The organism is Methylobacterium fujisawaense (assembly GCF_014138435.1).
Classification (GTDB): domain Bacteria; phylum Pseudomonadota; class Alphaproteobacteria; order Rhizobiales; family Beijerinckiaceae; genus Methylobacterium; species Methylobacterium fujisawaense.
Map to the genome: position 1 here is coordinate 1 of NZ_JACJIM010000005.1, position 17,255 is coordinate 17,255.

Annotated in this window: 12 protein-coding genes; 4 read left to right on the forward strand and 8 right to left on the reverse strand. The window is 69.0% G+C overall.

Annotated features, from left to right (window positions below; all coding sequences use genetic code 11):
* Window positions 1-201: 201 nt before the first annotated feature.
* From GGQ91_RS15795 to GGQ91_RS15830, 8 genes are all read right to left on the reverse strand, one after another.
* Window positions 202-1,188, reverse strand: coding sequence for an ABC transporter substrate-binding protein (locus tag GGQ91_RS15795; protein ID WP_043345432.1), 987 nt, complete (start codon window positions 1,186-1,188; stop codon window positions 202-204).
* A gap of 140 nt (window positions 1,189-1,328) precedes the next feature.
* Window positions 1,329-2,594 carry an adenylate/guanylate cyclase domain-containing protein gene (locus tag GGQ91_RS15800; protein WP_043345434.1) on the reverse strand — a complete coding sequence of 422 codons (1,266 nt, stop codon included), beginning with the start codon at window positions 2,592-2,594 and terminating at the stop codon, window positions 1,329-1,331.
* Window positions 2,591-2,989, reverse strand: a complete 399-nt coding sequence (locus GGQ91_RS15805) for a response regulator (RefSeq protein ID WP_182592353.1) — start codon at window positions 2,987-2,989, stop codon at window positions 2,591-2,593. Before GGQ91_RS15805 ends, GGQ91_RS15800 begins: the two co-directional genes overlap by 4 nt.
* Window positions 2,986-4,962: a sensor histidine kinase gene (locus tag GGQ91_RS15810; RefSeq protein ID WP_343066801.1), complete on the reverse strand. Its 1,977-nt coding sequence runs from the start codon at window positions 4,960-4,962 to the stop codon at window positions 2,986-2,988. The genes GGQ91_RS15805 and GGQ91_RS15810 overlap by 4 nt, the downstream gene beginning before the upstream one ends.
* 47 nt (window positions 4,963-5,009) lie before the next feature.
* Window positions 5,010-5,981, reverse strand: coding sequence for an ABC transporter substrate-binding protein (locus tag GGQ91_RS15815; RefSeq protein ID WP_043345438.1), 972 nt, complete (start codon window positions 5,979-5,981; stop codon window positions 5,010-5,012).
* 139 nt (window positions 5,982-6,120) lie between these two features.
* Window positions 6,121-8,430, reverse strand: coding sequence for a TonB-dependent receptor family protein (locus tag GGQ91_RS15820; RefSeq protein ID WP_182592355.1), 2,310 nt, complete (start codon window positions 8,428-8,430; stop codon window positions 6,121-6,123).
* A gap of 472 nt (window positions 8,431-8,902) precedes the next feature.
* Window positions 8,903-10,285 carry a PepSY-associated TM helix domain-containing protein gene (locus GGQ91_RS15825; RefSeq protein ID WP_182592356.1) on the reverse strand — a complete coding sequence of 461 codons (1,383 nt, stop codon included), beginning with the start codon at window positions 10,283-10,285 and terminating at the stop codon, window positions 8,903-8,905.
* Window positions 10,286-10,324: 39 nt separating this feature from the next.
* Window positions 10,325-10,636 (reverse strand): hypothetical protein, encoded by a 312-nt coding sequence (locus GGQ91_RS15830; RefSeq protein WP_246410720.1) that lies wholly within the window; start codon window positions 10,634-10,636, stop codon window positions 10,325-10,327.
* Between the two features lie 453 nt (window positions 10,637-11,089).
* On the opposite strand from GGQ91_RS15830, the gene GGQ91_RS15835 reads away from it, so the two are divergent.
* From GGQ91_RS15835 to GGQ91_RS15850, 4 genes are all read left to right on the forward strand, one after another.
* On the forward strand, window positions 11,090-12,301 hold the full coding sequence (locus GGQ91_RS15835; protein WP_043760547.1) for an ABC transporter substrate-binding protein: 1,212 nt from the start codon (window positions 11,090-11,092) through the stop codon (window positions 12,299-12,301).
* A gap of 132 nt (window positions 12,302-12,433) precedes the next feature.
* Entirely contained in the window at window positions 12,434-13,306 is an 873-nt protein-coding gene (locus GGQ91_RS15840; protein WP_043345455.1) for a branched-chain amino acid ABC transporter permease, read from the forward strand.
* A 38-nt stretch (window positions 13,307-13,344) separates the two neighbouring features.
* On the forward strand, window positions 13,345-15,393 hold the full coding sequence (locus GGQ91_RS15845; protein WP_182592358.1) for a branched-chain amino acid ABC transporter ATP-binding protein/permease: 2,049 nt from the start codon (window positions 13,345-13,347) through the stop codon (window positions 15,391-15,393).
* Window positions 15,386-16,108, forward strand: coding sequence for an ABC transporter ATP-binding protein (locus GGQ91_RS15850; RefSeq protein WP_043380492.1), 723 nt, complete (start codon window positions 15,386-15,388; stop codon window positions 16,106-16,108). The genes GGQ91_RS15845 and GGQ91_RS15850 overlap by 8 nt, the downstream gene beginning before the upstream one ends.
* The last annotated feature ends 1,147 nt before the right edge of the window (window positions 16,109-17,255 follow it).

Below are 17,255 nucleotides of genomic sequence, written 5' to 3' on the forward strand. Positions count from 1 at the left end.
TGACGCGGAGCATCACCTGGTCCTTGTTGCGGATCGTGAGGTTGTTGATCACGGCGCCGCGCGCGCCCGCGGTGACACCGCCGCTCGGTGCCCCCCCGGCCCCCCCCCCCCCCCCCCCCCCCCCCCCCCCCCCCCCCGCGGGGGGGGGGGGGGGGGCCCCCCCCCCCCCCCCCCCCCCCCCCCCGACGATTCCGGCAGCCGCTACTCGACCAACTCGTCCACCTTCGCCATCAGCGAGGGCGAGATGGTCAGACCCAGGGTGGCGGCCGTCTTCAGGTTGAGCAGGGTGATGAAGCGCTCGCTCGCCTGCACCGGCAGGTCGCCGACCACCGCGCCGCGCAGGATCCGGTCGAGGTAGCCCGCCGCCCGCTGCACATCCTGCTCGACGCTGGTCGTGTAGGCGGCAAGGCCACCGAGGCGGACCGGCGCCGCATAGGCGTAGACGGCCGGGAGACGGTAGGCGGCCGCCAGGTCGACGATCCGCTGGCTGTACACGCCGGTCACCGCGTCCGGCAGCGCGATGAGGCCGCCCTTCGGCTGGGCGGCGAAGCCGGTGATCGCCGCCTCGATCTCGGCGGCGTCGTGCACGCCGGCGATCCGGGCGTCGATCCCGAGTTCGGGGCCGATCCGGGCCATCTCGGCCGTGTAGCCTGCGAGGCGCGCCCGGTAATCCGGGTTGATCAGGGCGAGGGCCCGCGTGACGCCGGGACTGAGTTCCTTCAGGAGTTGCAGCCACTTGCCGACGAGAATGAAGTCGAAGTTGGTGAAGCCGGTCAGGTTGCCGCCGGGCCGCGACAGGTTGGATACGAAGCCGCCGCCGACCGGATCCTGCAGCATCATGAAGACGACCGGCACCGTCGTGGTCGCCCGCTGGAGCGCCGTCGCGCCGACGACGCCCTGCGCAAGCACCACGTCGGGCTTGCGCGCCAGAATCTCCTCGGCCTGACCGCGCATCCGCTCGGCTTCGCCGTTGCCGTACTGCAGGTCGACGGCGAGGTTCTGGCCCCAGATCCAGCCGGCCCGATTGAGGCTCTCCTTGAGCGTGTCGACGATGACGGGACTGTCGGGATGCGCTTCGCCGTAGACCAGCAGGATCCCCAGGCGACGCTGACCCTTCGCCGGCCCGGCGGCGAGGGCCGGCCACGCGGCCGCGCCGCCGAGGCCCGCGATGACGTCGCGCCGTCTCATGCGCCGGTCTCCCGCCTTCACCCGTTCCGAGCCGCGCCGATCGGGAGGGGGTCCGATCGCGCGCCCGGGGATGGTAATAGGCGCTGCCTTAAGGCGGGGCTATCGCGGTTGCCGATGGGGATCCCGGCGGGGCGCGGAACTCAGCGGACCTCGACCCGGCTGCCGCTGCCGCCGTTCAGGAGGCGCTTAAGGTGGAAGGCCGCGACCCCGTCGTCGGGACGCAGCCCGACCAGGGCCGCGAAGGCCGCGAGGGCGCCGGCCTCCCCGGCATCGAGCTTCGCGTAGGCGTCCTGATACTGGGCGAGCGGCGCGTCGCCGTAGACCGCCTCCGTCAGGGGTTCGTAGGCGCGCAGAGCCGTCTGCTTGCCGCGCAGGAGGAGGTCGCCGAGGGGCCGGCCGCGGAACTGCCCGGCCCGGATCACCACGGCCTCGCTGACGCAGATCCGCGTTCCGAACGCCTTGTTGGCGTTCTCCAGACGGGCCGCCGTGTTGATGGTGTCGCCGTAGGCCGTGTAGTCGAAGTATCGGCCGCCGCCGAAATTGCCCACGATCGCCGGCCCGGCATGGACGCCGATCCGCGTCACGCCGATCTCGATCCCCCGCTCCCGCCAGCGCGCGCGGAACACCTCGGCCACCTGGTCGAGGGCCAGCGCGCAATCCACCGCCCGGGCCGCGTGGTCCGGTTGGTCCCCCGGCGCCCCGAACAGCACGTGCAGGGCGTCGCCGACGATCTTGGCCACCGTCCCCTCGTGGGCGAAGACCACGTCGGTCATCTCGGCGAAGTAGCCGTTGAGGATCTCGGCGAGCTGCGCCGGGTCGAGGCTCTCCACCAGGCTGGTGAAGCCGGCAATGTCGGTGAACAGGGAGGCCACGTCGCGCCGGTGGCCGCCGAGTTCCAGGCCCGATGCATCCCCCGCGAGCCGCTCGGCAAGGTTGGGCGAGAAGTACCGGGCCAGAGAGGCATGCGCCCGCTCGGCCAGCGATTGCCGCCGCCGCCCCTCGCGCAGAGCCTCGACATGCCTCAGCGTCCGCTCGATCGTCGTCTCGAGATCCACGAAGTCGATCGGCTTCGTCAGGAAGTCGAAGGCACCCCGGTTCATCGCCGTGCGGATGTTCGCCATGTCGCCATAGGCCGAGACGATGATGGTCGAGGGGCGCTCGGCAAGGTCCTGCAGCTTGGCGAGCAGCGTCAGCCCGTCCATGCGCGGCATGTTGATGTCGGACACGACCAGATCGACGTCGCGGTTGTCCGAGAGGCGGTCCAGGGCCTCCTGTCCGTCATGGGCGAACAGGAACGTGACGAGGCCCTGGCGGATCTGGCGGCGGAACTTCTGGGTGATCAGCGCCTCGAGATCCGGCTCGTCATCGACGACGAGGATCTTGGCGCTCGGCATGCCGGGGGTCATTCGGCCCCCGAGAGCGCGGAGAGGCGGCGGTCGATCTCGGCCTTCAGGACGGGGAAATCGATCGGCTTGGTGATCAGGCCCACCGCGCCGGCGGCGATGACCTTCTCGCGCGTCTCGGCATCGCCGTAGGCCGTGATCATGATCACCGGCACGTCGGGCCGGGCGGCGCGCACCCGCGGCAGCAATTCGAGGCCGGTCATCCCGGGCATGTTGATGTCGGAGAGCATTAGAATCAGGCTCGGATCGTTGGACCCGTTGATCCGGTCCAGGGCCTCCGCCGCCGAATGCGCGAAGCCCATCGCGAACCGTTCGGCGCGCAGCTCGCGGCGGAACTGCTGCCGGAACAGGTCGGTCACGTCGGGTTCGTCATCGACGACGAGGATCAGGACGTTCATGGTTGGCTCTCGGTCTCGGTCGCCGGCTGTGGAGGCGCAGCGGACGCGGTCGTCGTGACGCTCTGGCGCGGCAGGGTGATGGTGAACTCGGTGAAGGCGCCCGGCTCCGTGGCGACGTCCACCGTCCCGCCGTGTTGCTTGACGAGGATGTCGTGGCTCAACGAGAGCCCGAGCCCCGTTCCCTCGCCGGCCGGCTTCGTGGTGAAGAACGGATCGAACATCTTGGCCTTGACGCTGTCGGGGATACCGGTGCCGTTGTCGCGCACGCGGATCTCGATGCTGTCGCCCCGATCCCGGGTGGCGATCGACAGCGTCGGTTCGTAGCCCGGCTCCGCGCCGTCGGCCTTCTTCTCGGTGGCGTAGAATCCGTTCGACATCAGGTTGAGGAGGACCCGGGTGATCTCCTGGGGAAAGAGGTCGGCCGTGCCGGCGGCCGGATCGTAATCGCGCACGAGGGTCACGTTGAAGCTGGGTTTCGCCGCACGGGCTCCGTGATAGGCAAGATTCAGGCTCTCCTCGACCAGAGCGTTGACGTCCACCGGGCGATGCTCCCCGGACCCGGTGCGCGAGTGCAGCAGCATATTCTTGACGATCGAATCGGCACGCTTGCCGTGCTGGACGACCTTTTCGAGATTGCCCTTGAGAAGGCCGGTGATCTCCTCGACCTCCTCCCGCGTGCTCGGATCGAGCGAGGCGGGTTCGAGCACGTCCCGCAACTCCTCCACCAGCTCGTTCGAGAGCGATGCGAAGTTGTTGACGAAGTTCAGCGGATTCTTGATCTCGTGGGCGATGCCGGCGGTGAGTTGGCCCAGGGACGCGAGCTTCTCCGATTGCACGAGACGGCTCTGGGCTCTCTGAAGGTCATCGAGTGATTGATTGAGGTCGCGGGTCCGCTCCTCGACCTTGGCTTCCAAGGTCTCGTAGGATTCCTGGACGCGGCCCGCCATCGTGTTGAACCGGTGCGCAAGGGTCTCGATCTCGTCGCCGGTGCGGATCACGATGCGTTCCGAGAGGTCTCCGGATCCGAAGCGTTCTGCACCATCCTCCAGCTGTCGGATGGGAACGACCATGCGCCGCGCCAGAAAGGTTCCCGCCACGGCCGCCAGCAGCACGCCGAGGCCCATCAGGGAGGTGGTCTGGATGACGGATTCCAGAGCCGGCCCCATCGCGTCGCGCAGCGATTCCTGCACGAACACGATCCAGTCGACCCGCGGGATGGTGGCATGGGCCGCCAGCACCCAGCCGCCGTCGAGGCCGGTGGTGATCTCGTAATCCTGTCCCGCCATCCGGGATCCGGGCAGCGCCGCCGCGACCTCCGACAGACCGGACAGGTCGGTGTCACGCAGGACCAGACTCAGATCCGGGTGCGCGATCAGGCGTCCGGTCGCGGTCGTCACGAAGGCGTAGCCGTGCTCACCGACGTTGATCGCGCTGACCACGTCCCAGATCAGCTTCAGATTGACTTCCGCGACGGTCACGCCCGGGTCGCGGCCGGCATGGGCGACCGAGACCGTCATGTAAGGCTCGGAACCGCGCCGGAAATAGACCGGGCCGAACCAGGTCTTCTGGGCGATGGCCTGGGTGAACCGCGGAGAGGTCGAGAAATCCTTGCCGCTGCTTACGGCGTCGGGTTCGAGCCGCGACACCCGCAGCTGTTCCTTTCCGGCCGGATCGAGATAGGCGACCTCCGTGATCGCCGGCGCCTGGCGCAGCAGGCGAATGAAGTCGTAACGCTGCTGCTCGGGGGGGATCCGCCGCCACTCGGCGCGGGTCGTCCAGCCGATCTGGCTCTCGATTCCGGACAGGAAGGCATCGACGCGTTCGGCGGCCGCCCGCGCCTTGGTGCGCTGCGTCTCGATCGCCGTCCGCTTGGCGTCCTGATAGTTCAGGGTCAGGTCGACGGCCCCGTTGATAAGCAGGACCAGGCTGACGAGGCCCACGAAGGCCACCGCGAACTTGACCGACAGCGGCACGCGGAGCCACCGCGGGACCGTATCTCCGGTCGGTGGGGGAAGCGCCGTCACTCGACGATCTCATCGGCTTGGGCGAGAAGTGCCGACGAGATGTCCACGCCCATGCCGCGCGCGGATTTGAGGTTCACGATGAAGTCGAACTTCGTGGGCGCCTGGACGGGCAGGGTTGCCGGGTTCTCGCCGCGGAGAATGCGACCGACATAGGCCGCCGCCCGACGGACCGCCTCGGTCGGATCGGGACCGTACGACATCAGGCCGCCGCGATAGGCGAAGCGCCGGATGGCGAAGACCGTCGGGATCGTGTTGCGCGTCGTCAGCGCGACGATGCGATCGCCGTTGGCCTCGCTGAATGTCCCGGGCGCGACGATCAGCCCCCCGTGCCCCTGTCGCGCGAGATCTGCGATGACAGGATCGATGTCGGCAGTCTTCTCGACCTTTACCACCCTGGGTTCGATTCCCAGCGCGGACGCGGTGCTGCGGAACGGCTCGGCGTAGAGGTTCTTGCCCCGGATCTCGGTGCTCGGATTCGACAGGAGCGTGACGCGTCGGATGCTCGGCACGGCTTCCTTGAGGGCCGCCACCCATTTTCCACCCAGGGGCGCCTCGTAGAGGGTGAAGCCCGTGATGTTGCCCCCCGGGCGTTGGAGGCTCTCCACATACCCGAACCCGACCGGATCGGAGGCGCCGACGAACACGATCGGAATCGTTCGGGTCGCCGTCGCGACGGCCGAGAGTTGCGCATTCAGATAAGCGAAGATGACCGGCGGCCTTGCGGCGACGAGTTCGGTCGCCAGGATCCGCGTCCGCTCGGGGTCGGCACCGCCCCAGCGGTGATCGACGGGCTGATCCGGATGCCCCTGGTCGCGCAGGGCGGCATTGAACGCCTCCGCGAGCGCGCGACCTTCGTCATCGCTTTCCGTGAACGGCCAGAGCGCCGCCACGTGGGCCTGCGTCTGCGCTCCGGCGATGCGTGGCCATCCGGCCAGCGCCAATCCAGCGATTACGGTGCGCCGCCTCATCCGACCATCGCGCCAAGTCTCCGCCCACGGCCCGCGCCGCGCAGCCCGGACCGCGCGCATCGGCCCGGCCCCCGCGATCGATCGCCGGAGCATAGTGCAAGCTCGGCATTGACACCACGCGCCGGCCCGCCGGCAACGCTCAAAATGCCAGCCGCATCCCGCCGACGATGTTCCGTGGAGCCCCCGCGAAGATCGAGCCGGTCGTCGTCGCCAGCACCGCCGCCCCGTTCTGGAGGCCGGTCGTGGCGCTGATCCCGTTGGCGAGATTCTGCGCGGAGGCCACGTAGGTCGTATCGAACAGGTTGCGCACTTCGAGATAGACGCTGAGCCGCTTGGCGTATCCGCCGGTCAGGTCCGTGGCGTAGTGCAGGTTGGCGTTGACGATCGCATAGCCCGGCGCCTTCAGCGAATTGGCATTGTCGAGGTAGAAGTCGCCCTGAACCACCGTCTCCACGAAGGCTCCGAGACCGGCGAGCGGCCCGCTCGGCACGTCGTAGCCCAGGCGGGCCAGCAGCTGGTGGGCCGGAACGCCGGGGATCCGGTTCCCCGCCCGGTCGAACCGACGGCTCAGGCTGCCCGCGCTGAGCTGCTCGGTGTAGCGGGTGTAGATCTGGTCGTCGAACGTGTAGGCCAGGGTTCCGCGCCAGCCGGGCGCGAAGGCCCAGTCGGCGCCGACCTCGATCCCCCGATGCTCCGAGGCGGGCGCGTTGAACGTGTAGGCGAGGAGGCCCGCCCCCGGCGATTGCGTGACCAGCTCGTTGCGGAAGAACTCGTAGAAGCCGGTGACGCTGAAGCGAAGATCCGTCACTGGACTCCACTCTGCGCCGAGATCGAAGCCCAGATTTTCCTGCGTCTGGAGCTGGGTGTTGTTGCCCGGAAGTCCGGCGGGGGTGATGAACAGGTTGCTCGCGGCCGGCGTCGTATAGCCGGTGGCGACCCGGCCGCGCAGCGCCCAGGCCGGATCCGGCCGGTAGACCAGCGCCAGTTCCGGGGCGACGTTGAGAAAGGAGCGGTTCGCGTCCGCCACTGTCCGCGTCGCGCCGCTCGCCGCGTAGCTGTAGGCCAGGTTGCGGCCGGTGATGGACGTGCTCTCGGCGCTGAGGCCGAGAACGCCGGTCCATTGGTCCGACAGGGCGAGTTCGAGCCGCGCCCGGCCGTTGAGATTCGACTGCACCGCCGTCTGATCGCCGATCAGCGCCCCCAGGCGCGGACCGTCATAGGGCGCCCGGTTGAACGTCGTGATGTGGTTGTCGATCGTGTTGTAGGCCAGCGCGACGTAGCCGGTCGCCGGCAGACCGAACAGATCCCCCCGCCGGGTCAGGTCCGTCAGGAAATTCCAGGACGGATACGAGCCACGCGACGATGTCTGGTAGAAGGGCTGATCGAAATTGCGCTCGTCGAAGCCGAGCTGCGTGCGCCACGTGGTGAAGGCGTCGATGTCGTGCTCCCAGCGGGCCGCCACGATGGTCCGGCGGTCGTTGCGCCCGAAGCCGCCTTCATCCGCCGTCACCGGCACGGTCGCGCCGAAGGCTCCGTTCCGGAACAGGTTGAAGGTGGTGCAGCCGGCCGCCGCGCTTGCGGCGGCGGCGCAGCCGCGCTGGTACGGGTTGATCCGGTACTGGGCCAGGGACGAGCGGGCGGGAAGGTTGGCGTCGAGGGTGTTGTTGATCACCTTGAGGGTGAAGCGGTTGTCCGGGGTCGGAGTGTAGCTCGCGAGCAGATTGATGGTCTGCGTGTCATAGCTCGCATGGTCCTGATAGCCGTTGGCGCGGACGTCGCTCGCGAACAGGCTGATCTCGAACGGACCGCTGACGCCTCCGACGGTAAAGTAATTGCTGAGGTAGCCGAAGCTGCCGGCATCCACCCCGATCTCGTAGCCGTCGATCTCCCGCCCGGTCCGCGTCCGGAACGCGAGCGCGCCCCCGGTGGCGTAGTTGCCGAAGAGGGGCGATTGCGGCCCGCGGAACACGTCGATCCGGCTGTAGGCCCGCGGGTCCGTGAGGTCGAAGCGCGACGCCCCGTCCGGTTGGGTCAGGATGAAGCCGTCCTCCAGAACGACGGTGTTCTTGATCACGCCGGTGGAGCGGGCGTTGTTGCCGCGGATCGAGATCACCACGTCCCGGCCGCCATTGCCCTGCCGGACCGTGACGCCCGGGCTGTTCACCAGGACCGATCCGATGCTGGTCGCCGGCCGGTTCGCGATGGTGCCGTCCCGGCCGATGCCGGTGACGATCTCGCCCACCGGATGCTCGATGACCGAGGGGGCCGCGCCGGGGGGGGCGGCCACGCCGAAAGGCGGGGCCGTGGTCCGGCCCGCAGACGGCGCCGCTTCGCCCTCCACGGAGAGTTCGTCCAGCGTCACCGCGGTCTGGCCGAGGGCGGGGAGGGGGGTACCGGCAAGCAGAAGCGCGAGGGCGCGGCCGCGCAAGGCGGTCTGGTCGGGGGGCATCGGAGGACTCGTCTGATCGGTGGGGCAAGCGGCGGGGCCGCGGGCATGGGCAGGCGATCAGGCGAAACGGGGCGGCCCTCGCGGTTGGCCGGGGATGCGGTGGACCGAGACGATGGGCCTGGGGGGCGGGATCGGCCACGTCACCGCATGCCAGCGCAGGCGACGGGCGAGACCGACCACCGTCGGAAGAAGCGGCGGGACGGCGCCGGCCCGACACAGCCCGCAGAGGCCGCAGCCCGTCAGTGCCGGCGCATGCGGACCGATGGCGACTTCCGTCGCCTGATCCGGCCCATGCCCGCACAGGATCTGACCGGGCAGCGCCCACGGCGCCTGCGCCATCCGGAGGGCCACGGCCGGTGCCAGCGCCTGGATCCAGAGCGCGCACACGATCAGCCCCGCACCCAGAAGGCCCGGGCGCCGGCGCGTCAGACGAGAACGGCTCCGCACGGGCATGGCGCCCGTCCGCTCCGGATCAGCTCATCCCGCGCCTTCGGAGCCGATCCACGCCGAGATCGAGACCGAGCATCCCGGCGATCGCGAGGCCGGTCAGCGGGAAGAGGATCCCGAGCCCGAGGATCATCAGGGTCACGGTGACCCGCACCCGCCGGTTGCGCGGCCACGGCGGCACCCCGAGGCTGCCGGCCGGGCGCCGCTTCCACCACATCGTTCCGGCCGTCACGGCGAGCAGGATGGTGGCGAGGCAGAAGGCCAGCATCGCGAACTGGTTCGCGCGGCCCCAATGCTCACCCTTGTGGATCCCGATGCCGTATTGGATCGCCCGGCCGACCGGGCCGAGATCGGCGAAGCGGACGTCGACCAGCGGCCGCCCGGAATACTGTTCGAGGGTGATCACCCGCTGCCGGGTGACGTCGCGCGGGTAGATGGCGGCGGCGTAGACCCCGTCGGCGCCGACGGGCAGCGCCAGCTCGAAGCCGTGGGGCATCCCCATGCGTCCGAGACTCGCGACGGCCTCGTCGATTCCAATGCCCGCGCCCGCTGCGGCAGGCGGTGCAGAGCGCGGTATGGGCGCGTCCTGCAGGGTCCAGCCCGCATCCTCGAGCCTGTCGCGCAGGGGTATCGTGGAGACCGGCCGGTTCGCCCAGAGCGCGGCCGGTTGGCCGAGGCCGGCGGCATTCGACCATGCGCGGAGCTGCTGCCCCCACCAGATCGACCAAGGCAACCCGGTGAGCGCGAGGAAGAGCAGACCGCCGCCGGCCACGAATCCGGTGACGGCGTGGAGATCGCGCCACCACACGCGCCGGCGGGGCGTGGCGCGAACGGTGACGACGCCGCCGGTCCGACCGCGGGGCCACCAGAGATACGTGCCCGTCACCACCAGGATGACCGCGAAGCCCGCGACGATCTCGATCACGGCATTCGCCAGCGGGCCGAGCAGGGCGAGGCTGTGCAGCCCCCGAACCACCGCCATGAACTCGCGATCGGAGCCGACGCGGTCGAGCACGTCGCCGGTGTAGGGGTTCAGGTAGACTTGGATGCGGCGATCGCCCACCGCGACCGTGACGCGCGCGGCGGCATCCGGGGCGGCGGGATCGACGTAGGTGACGGGCGCGCCGTCCGGCACCGTCTGCAGCGCATTGAAGATCAGGCGATCCGGGCCGAGCGGCGCCATCGCCTGGGGGGCGACCTTGGTCCGGTACGCGAACAGGCTGCCGTTGATCTCATCCTTGAACAGGTAGAGCGCGCCGGTCGCCGACAGGCTGATCAGGAAGGGCAGGCACAGAAGGCCCGCGTAGAAGTGCCAGCGCCAGACGGCCCGGTAGATGGCGTCGCTGGACAGTCGTCCAGTGGCAGCCGCCCCGTACGCGGGGGCGCTGCCGTGCAGAACAATCGACATGAGGAGAGGTCCGGGCCTGAGCGATCGGGATCGGGATCGTCAGGCCGCGGGCGGACCTCGCGCGGTTCCGTTATAGGCCGGAGGTCCCGTCGTCGGGATCTCGGCTTCCGGGCGCCACGCACACAACGAGGTGGGCGCGGAGGGCCAGGCCGCCGCCTCCGGATCGATGGGGGGCAGCGTCAGCGTCCCGGCCTGCACGACCGTGCAGCACGCATGGACATGAACGCCCTTGCTCGCAGGCTCGCCCGACGAATGCCCGGCGCAGAGCACCTCGCCCGGACCGTCCAGGGCGCGGCTCGGTGTGGCGAGTCCCAGAAAGGCTTGAAGCAGCAGCGCGTAGAGCGCGACCAAGCCAATGATCGCGCGCCCTCTACCCGTTCGAGGCTGCCGCCGGCGCATGGGGCGATCTAGGCGGCCGGGCTGCGGCGCGTCAATGCGCGGTTCTCATACGGCGCTGGACGCCCTGTGCATCGGCGACGACCGGGAGGGGCGCGCCCTGATGAGACCGCGCCGCATCCGCCCTGACGCCGTTGGTTTCGAGGCCCTGCGGACGCCGCAGAGCGCGCCGTGCCGGATGTCGGAGTCCTACGAGCCCGGTCGCCCTTTAATCCGCTCGCCCGGTCGGCAGGGCTGGATTCTTCTCCTGTGTTGCTCATCCTGCGGAGAGATCGGTACAATCTTTATTATTCGTTCTGGATTCATCAGAGCATCAGCTTGACGGCCCGACCTGAGTCAATGAGACGTCGTCGGCAGAGTGCCACGGTGAAGGGCATGCCGCGCGAGCGGGAGCTTGGAGAGGGAACGATGGTCTTCGCAGGTCGCGCAGCAGCTGCGGTGCTGTTCTTATCGATGTTGTCGGCCCCCGCATGGGCTGCGGATCCGATCAAGATCGGGCTGAGCGGTCCCTATACCGGGGGATCGTCTTCGATGGGCGTCTCAATGCGCGACGGCGCCAAGCTCGCCGCTGCCGAGATCAACAAGGCCGGCGGTGTCCTCGGTCGGCCGATCCAGCTCGTCGAGCGCGACGACGAGGCCAAGAACGAGGTCGGTGCGCAAGTCGCGCAAGAGCTGATCAATAAGGAGAAGGTGGTCGCGACGGTCGGGTTCATCAACACCGGCGTCGCGCTCGCGGCCCAACGCTTCTACCAAGAAGCCGAAATTCCGGTGTTCAACAACGTTGCCACCGGAACGATCATCACCAATCAGTTCAAAGAGCCGGATTACGACGCGAACTACGTCTTCCGGAACTCGGCCTACGACGTGCTGCAGGCGGGCCTGATGGTCGACGAGGCCCTCGCGCAGGGCCATAAGAAGATCGCGATCCTCGCAGACTCGACCAATTACGGCCAGCTCGGCCGTGAGGATATCGAGAAGTATCTCGGCACGAAGGGCGTGAAGCCGGTCGCGGTCGAGAAGTTCAACATCAAGGACGTCGATATGACGGCCCAGCTGCTCAAGGCGCAGCAGGCCGGTGCCGAGGTGATCCTCGCCTACGGGATCGGGCCGGAGCTGGCCCAGATCGCCAACGGCATGGCCAAGCTCGGCTGGAAGGTGCCGATGATCACCAGCTGGCCGTCCTCGATGCAGAGCTTCATCGACATCGCCGGCGCGAACGGCAACGGCGTGGTCATGCCCCAGACGTTCATCGAGGACCAGACGCTGCCGAAGCGGAAGGCTTTCCTTGAGAATTACTACAAGACCTACGGCGTCACGAAGATCCCGACCCCCGTGGCCGGCGCCCAGGGCTACGATTCGATCTACCTCCTCGCCGCGGCGATCAAGCAGGCGGGCAGCACCGACGGCGCGAAGATCCGCACCGCCCTTGAGAACCTGAACGAGAAGGTCGAGGGCGTCGTCACCACTTACGACAAGCCCTTCACCGCCAAGGACCACAACGCCATCTCGCGCAACATGGTCGTGTTCGGGAAGGTGCAGGACGGCAAGATCGTCTACGCCAAGGATGAGGACGCCAAGAACGCCGGTGTCGTCCGCGTCAAGGAGAAGTCCTCGAACTGAGGTCCCGACGCCCGCGCCCACCCGGGCGCGGGTGCCCCAGAGTCCGGCGGCACTCCAGCCTGCCGGCACGTCGCATATCGGTCCCGCGGCGCGCGCCGCGCGGCCGGACGACCCTCCGGTGACAACGCATCCATGGCCATCCTGCTTCAGCTCATCGCCTCAGGCGTCGCGGTCGGCATGATCTACGCCGCCATCGCGTTCGGCTATCAGCTCACCTTCGCGACCTCGAAGACGCTCAATTTCGGCCAGGGCGAGGCGCTGGCGCTCGGGGCCCTGTTCGGCCTGACCCTGGTGCCCTTCGTCGGCTACTGGCTGATGATCCCGCTGGTCCTCGTCTTCGGCTTCGCCCTCGGGGCCGTGGTCGAGCGCCTGGGCGTGCGCCCGGCCGTGAAGATCAAGTCCGAATACGGATGGATCATGGCGACCATCGCCCTCGGCATCATCTTCAAGAACGTCGCCGAGAACGTCTGGGGCCGCGACGACCTGAAATTTCCCTCGCCGCTCCCCGAGACTGCCCTCGAAGTGGGCGGCGTCCGCATCCTGCCGATGGAACTGCTGATCGTCGCGGGGGCGCTGCTGATGATGCTCGCGGTCGAGATCTTCAATCGCAAGTCGATCTGGGGGAAGGCGGTCGTCGCCACCTCCAACGACATCGACGCCGCCGGCCTGATGGGCATCAACACCCAGAAGGTGATCACCCTGTCCTATTCGATCAGCGCCATGACGGCGGCCTTCGCGGGCGTGCTCGTGGCGCCCGTGACGCTGACCGGGGCCACGATGGGCTCCGTGCTGGCGCTGAAGGCCTTCGCGGTGGCGATCATCGGCGGCCTCGAATCCGGCCTCGGCGTCATCGTCGGCGGCCTGATCCTCGGTGTCGCGGAGACGCTGACCGGCTTCTACATCTCGACCGGCTACAAGGATGTGCCGGGCCTGATCCTGCTCCTCGTCGTCCTCTCCATTCGCCCCGTCGGCCTGTTCGGCAAGGCGGTCATCAAGAAGGTCTGACCGTGACCGCCCGCGCATCCCTCCCGGCAGCCTGAGCCATGGCGCAGACCCTCGCCCCCGCCGACGCGCCCGTCCCGACCGCCGCGCCGAGCCTGTCCCGCCACATGGGCGCCCTCGGCGCCGTGCTGCTGGTGGTCTGTCTCGCCGCCTTCCCGCACGTGGTGACGAGTTCGTATTACATCCACCTCGTGGTGGTGATCGCCATCTACGCGATCCTGATCCTCGGGCTCGACATCGTGGTCGGCTATACCGGTCAGGTCAGTCTCGGGCATGCCGGCCTGTTCGGGGTCGGCGCCTACGCGGCCGCGGTGCTGTTCCTGCACTTCAAGCTCGGCGTGTGGTGGGGCATCCTCGCCGGGATCGGCGTGACCTCGGCCTTCGGCGTGCTGCTGGCCGTCCCGGCGCTGCGGGTCACCGGTCCCTACCTCGCCATGGTGACGCTGGCCTTCGGCACCATCATTCAGATCTTCATCAACGAGCTGACGCCCCTGACCAACGGCCCCCTCGGCATCACCCTGCCGCCGGCCCGCGTCCTCGACTTCTCGCTCCTCGGCCTCCAGGCCCCGTGGGGCGCAGCCGGGCGCAAGCTCGAATTCTACTACCTCGTCTGCGTCGCGCTGCTGGCCACAATCCTGGTCGTCAACCGGGTGGTGCGCTCTCCCTACGGCCGCGCCTTCGAGGCGCTGCGGGATTCGCCGATCGCCTGCGACTGCATGGGCGTCAGCGTCTACCGCTATAAAGTCTATGCCTTCGTGATCTCGGCAGCCCTTGCCGGTCTCGCCGGTGCGCTGTTCGCGTGGTCGGAGCGCTACGTGGCTCCGAACTCCTACGGCTTCGAGCTGACAGTGCTGTTCCTGCTTGCCGTCACGATGGGCGGGCGCAAATCCCGGGCGGGGCCGATCATCGGGGCCGCGATCGTCGTGATGATGCCCAACGTGCTGGCCGATATCGAGCTGGTGCGGATCATGGCGGGGCTCATCGCCCTTGCCGCCTTGATCGTGGGCGCCCTCGCTTTCCTCCGGCGCCGGGAGGACCGCTTCGCCCTGCTGGTGCCGGTCGGGCTCTGCCTCGCCTTCTTCCCGGCGACCCTGGCGCTCGAATCCGTGACCGACTTCCGCCTGACGGTCTTCGGCCTGATGATCCTGTTCGTGGTGTACTACCTGCCGGACGGGATCGTCGGCTTCGTCCGCGAGAAGATCCCGGCGCTCCGGCCGGCCCACACCGCCGAGGGCAAGAGCCTCCACGCCGAGGGTGCGGCGCTCAGCGTCCAGAGCGGCGGTCGGGGCGCCGACCCGCTGCTCACCGTCGAGCAGGCCCTGATGCAGTTCGGCGGCCTCAAGGCCCTCGCCGGCGTCGACCTCACGGTCCGGCCCGGCACGATCCACGGCCTGATCGGGCCGAACGGTTCCGGCAAGAGCACGATGATGAACGTGCTGACCGGTATCTACCGGCCGACCGGCGGCAGCGTGACCCTGGCCCGCGGCCAGGGCTCGAAGCGCCTCGACGGGCGCACGCCCTCCGAGATCGCGGCGGCCGGCGTGGCGCGCACCTTCCAGAACGTGCAGCTCTTCCGGGAGATGACGGCGCTGGAGAACGTGCTGGTCGGGCTCCATCACAGGTTCCGCGGCACCCTTTTCGACGCGATCCTCGGCACGCCGCGCCGCCGTCGGGAAGAGCGCGAGCAGCGCGCCCGCGCCATGGCGATCCTCGACTTCGTCGGCCTGGGCGCCCTGGCGCAGGTGGAGGCCCGCAACCTGCCCTACGGCAAGCAGCGCCTCCTCGAGATCGGCCGCGCGCTCGCCCTCGATCCTGTCCTGCTCCTCCTCGACGAGCCCGCCGCCGGCCTCACCGCCCCCGACATCGCCGAGCTGACGGCGATCATCCGCAAGATCCGAGACGCCGGCATCACGGTGATCCTCATCGAACACCACATGGACGTGGTCATGGGCCTGTGCGACCGCGTCAGCGTCCTCGATTTCGGCCACAAGATTGCCGAGGGCAGCGCCCGCGAGGTCCAGGCGGACCCGAAGGTGATCGAGGCCTATCTCGGCAGCCCGGTCGCCGACGAGGAGTTGACCCATGCTTGAGGTCACGGGTCTGTCGGCCGGTTACGGCCAGGTCGAGGTGCTGCACGGCCTCGATTTCGCGGTCCCGAAGGGGCAGGTCGTGGCGCTGATCGGCTCGAACGGCGCCGGCAAGACCACCACGATGCGCGCCCTGTCGGGCATGATCCGCCCGCGGGCGGGTTCGATCCGCCTCAACGGGCGCGAGATCGGCGGCCTCGAAAGCCACGACGTCGCCCGGTTCGGCCTCGCGCACTCGCCGGAGGGCCGCCGCGTCTTCCCGACGCTCTCGGTGGAGGACAACCTGACTCTGGGCGCCTTCCCCCGGTTGACGGGCGCGCGGCCGAAGGGCGACGTCGCGGCCGACCGCGAGCGCGCCTTCGAGATGTTCCCCCGTCTGAAGGAGCGGCGCACGCAGCTCGCCGGCACCCTCTCGGGCGGCGAGCAGCAGATGCTCGCGATGGGCCGGGCCCTGATGCTGCGGCCGGAGATCCTCCTGCTGGACGAGCCCTCGATGGGCCTCGCCCCGAAGCTCGTGGAGGAGGTGTTCCGGATCATCCGCCTGCTCAAGGCCGAGCAGGTCACCATGTTGCTCGTCGAGCAGTTCGCCATGGCGGCGCTCGGCGTCGCCGACCACGCCTATGTGCTCGAGAACGGTCGGATCCGCTTCCAGGGCCCGGCGCAGCAAATGCGCAACGATCCGGCCGTCCGGGCGGCCTATCTCGGCGGCAGCCACTGAGGCCGCCGCGAGACCCCCGGTCGCGGAGACCGATCCGCTCCGGGGGCTGACGCTTCGGGCGGGGCGCGATGCCGTCAATCTGGACCGTCGCGTCCTGCGAGCGTCGCCCTCGTGAAGGCCGGCGTGTCCTGCACAGGGCTATGCGGAGCCTGCCCAACGACGACATCCGTGCTCCAGCAGCCCGGCCACGCCTCGCTTTGGGGAATCGGACGCATGCACCGCCGGAGGCCCCCGCCGTTTCGGCTCTCGCCGGCCGACGCGAGCACGAATCAAGCATTGCCGGCCAGGAGATGCATCGTGGCTGCCCCTGCGCGGAGCCGGATGAAATGACTTGTCATTGATCATCCCTGCATTCGCGAGCTCCGAACGCCGGTAACCTCCTGTGTCGCCCTGTCGTGGGGCTCCGGCAGCCGAGGGTGGCTGCCGAACGGGAAGGGCGGTCTGATGAGACGTCGCGTGTCGGCCCTCCTGATCCTTCCGGCATTCGCCTTTGCCGGCTCCGTGCAGCCAAGTGCGGGGTCGCCGGACGCGCCGGCCACCTTCGTCGAACCGATGGATGGGCCGCACCGTCATTGCTCCGGCTCCTGTATGAAGACGGGGGCCTTGCAATGGATTTGCCGGCGCGATCAGACCTGTTCCATCGATTGTGCGACGGCACCGCCGAAGATGCATTGTCACGACCCCGAGCCGCCGCGCCGGGCGCGCTGAGGCGAGACAGCGCGGCCTGGTTCGACTCAGCCGATGAGGCCTCCGAGGCCGCCGGTGACCAGGCGGGCGTGGCCTGCAGGGATGAGAAGGGTCATCCCGATGCCGCCGGGAACCGCGTGCCGAACCGGCATCCGCGTCCTCGCGCATAGGTCTGAAGCTCGGCTGATCCCCAGGATTGTGGAAGCGCCGGTCGGAGCGGCTTGGTCACGCATGGCGGCGTTCCCCTGGCGCATCGGGAAGGACGATCTTCGCTGGCGCCCGCGACCTGGCGGGGGCGGCAGGATCGGGAGATGGAGCGGGCGCACCACGCCGAACGGCATCGCCAGATCTCCGGCGCGCGACGACTCTCAAAGGTTGGCGATTGCGCCGCCGGTCAGCCGTCCATGGCTTTGACAACCTCGGCTCGCCATGAGACCGCTCTAGGGTGTTGGATGCACGA

Bases quoted from the DNA above. Each gene is read 5' to 3' on its own strand.
- GGQ91_RS15795 (WP_043345432.1), bottom strand. From the start codon at position 1,188: ATGAGACGGCGCGACGTCATCGCGGGCCTCGGCGGCGCGGCCGCGTGG.
- GGQ91_RS15800 (WP_043345434.1), bottom strand. From the start codon at position 2,594: ATGACCCCCGGCATGCCGAGCGCCAAGATCCTCGTCGTCGATGACGAG.
- GGQ91_RS15805 (WP_182592353.1), bottom strand. From the start codon at position 2,989: ATGAACGTCCTGATCCTCGTCGTCGATGACGAACCCGACGTGACCGAC.
- GGQ91_RS15815 (WP_043345438.1), bottom strand. From the start codon at position 5,981: ATGAGGCGGCGCACCGTAATCGCTGGATTGGCGCTGGCCGGATGGCCA.
- GGQ91_RS15820 (WP_182592355.1), bottom strand. From the start codon at position 8,430: ATGCCCCCCGACCAGACCGCCTTGCGCGGCCGCGCCCTCGCGCTTCTG.
- GGQ91_RS15825 (WP_182592356.1), bottom strand. From the start codon at position 10,285: ATGTCGATTGTTCTGCACGGCAGCGCCCCCGCGTACGGGGCGGCTGCC.
- GGQ91_RS15835 (WP_043760547.1), top strand. From the start codon at position 11,090: ATGGTCTTCGCAGGTCGCGCAGCAGCTGCGGTGCTGTTCTTATCGATG.
- GGQ91_RS15840 (WP_043345455.1), top strand. From the start codon at position 12,434: ATGGCCATCCTGCTTCAGCTCATCGCCTCAGGCGTCGCGGTCGGCATG.
- GGQ91_RS15845 (WP_182592358.1), top strand. From the start codon at position 13,345: ATGGCGCAGACCCTCGCCCCCGCCGACGCGCCCGTCCCGACCGCCGCG.
- GGQ91_RS15850 (WP_043380492.1), top strand. From the start codon at position 15,386: ATGCTTGAGGTCACGGGTCTGTCGGCCGGTTACGGCCAGGTCGAGGTG.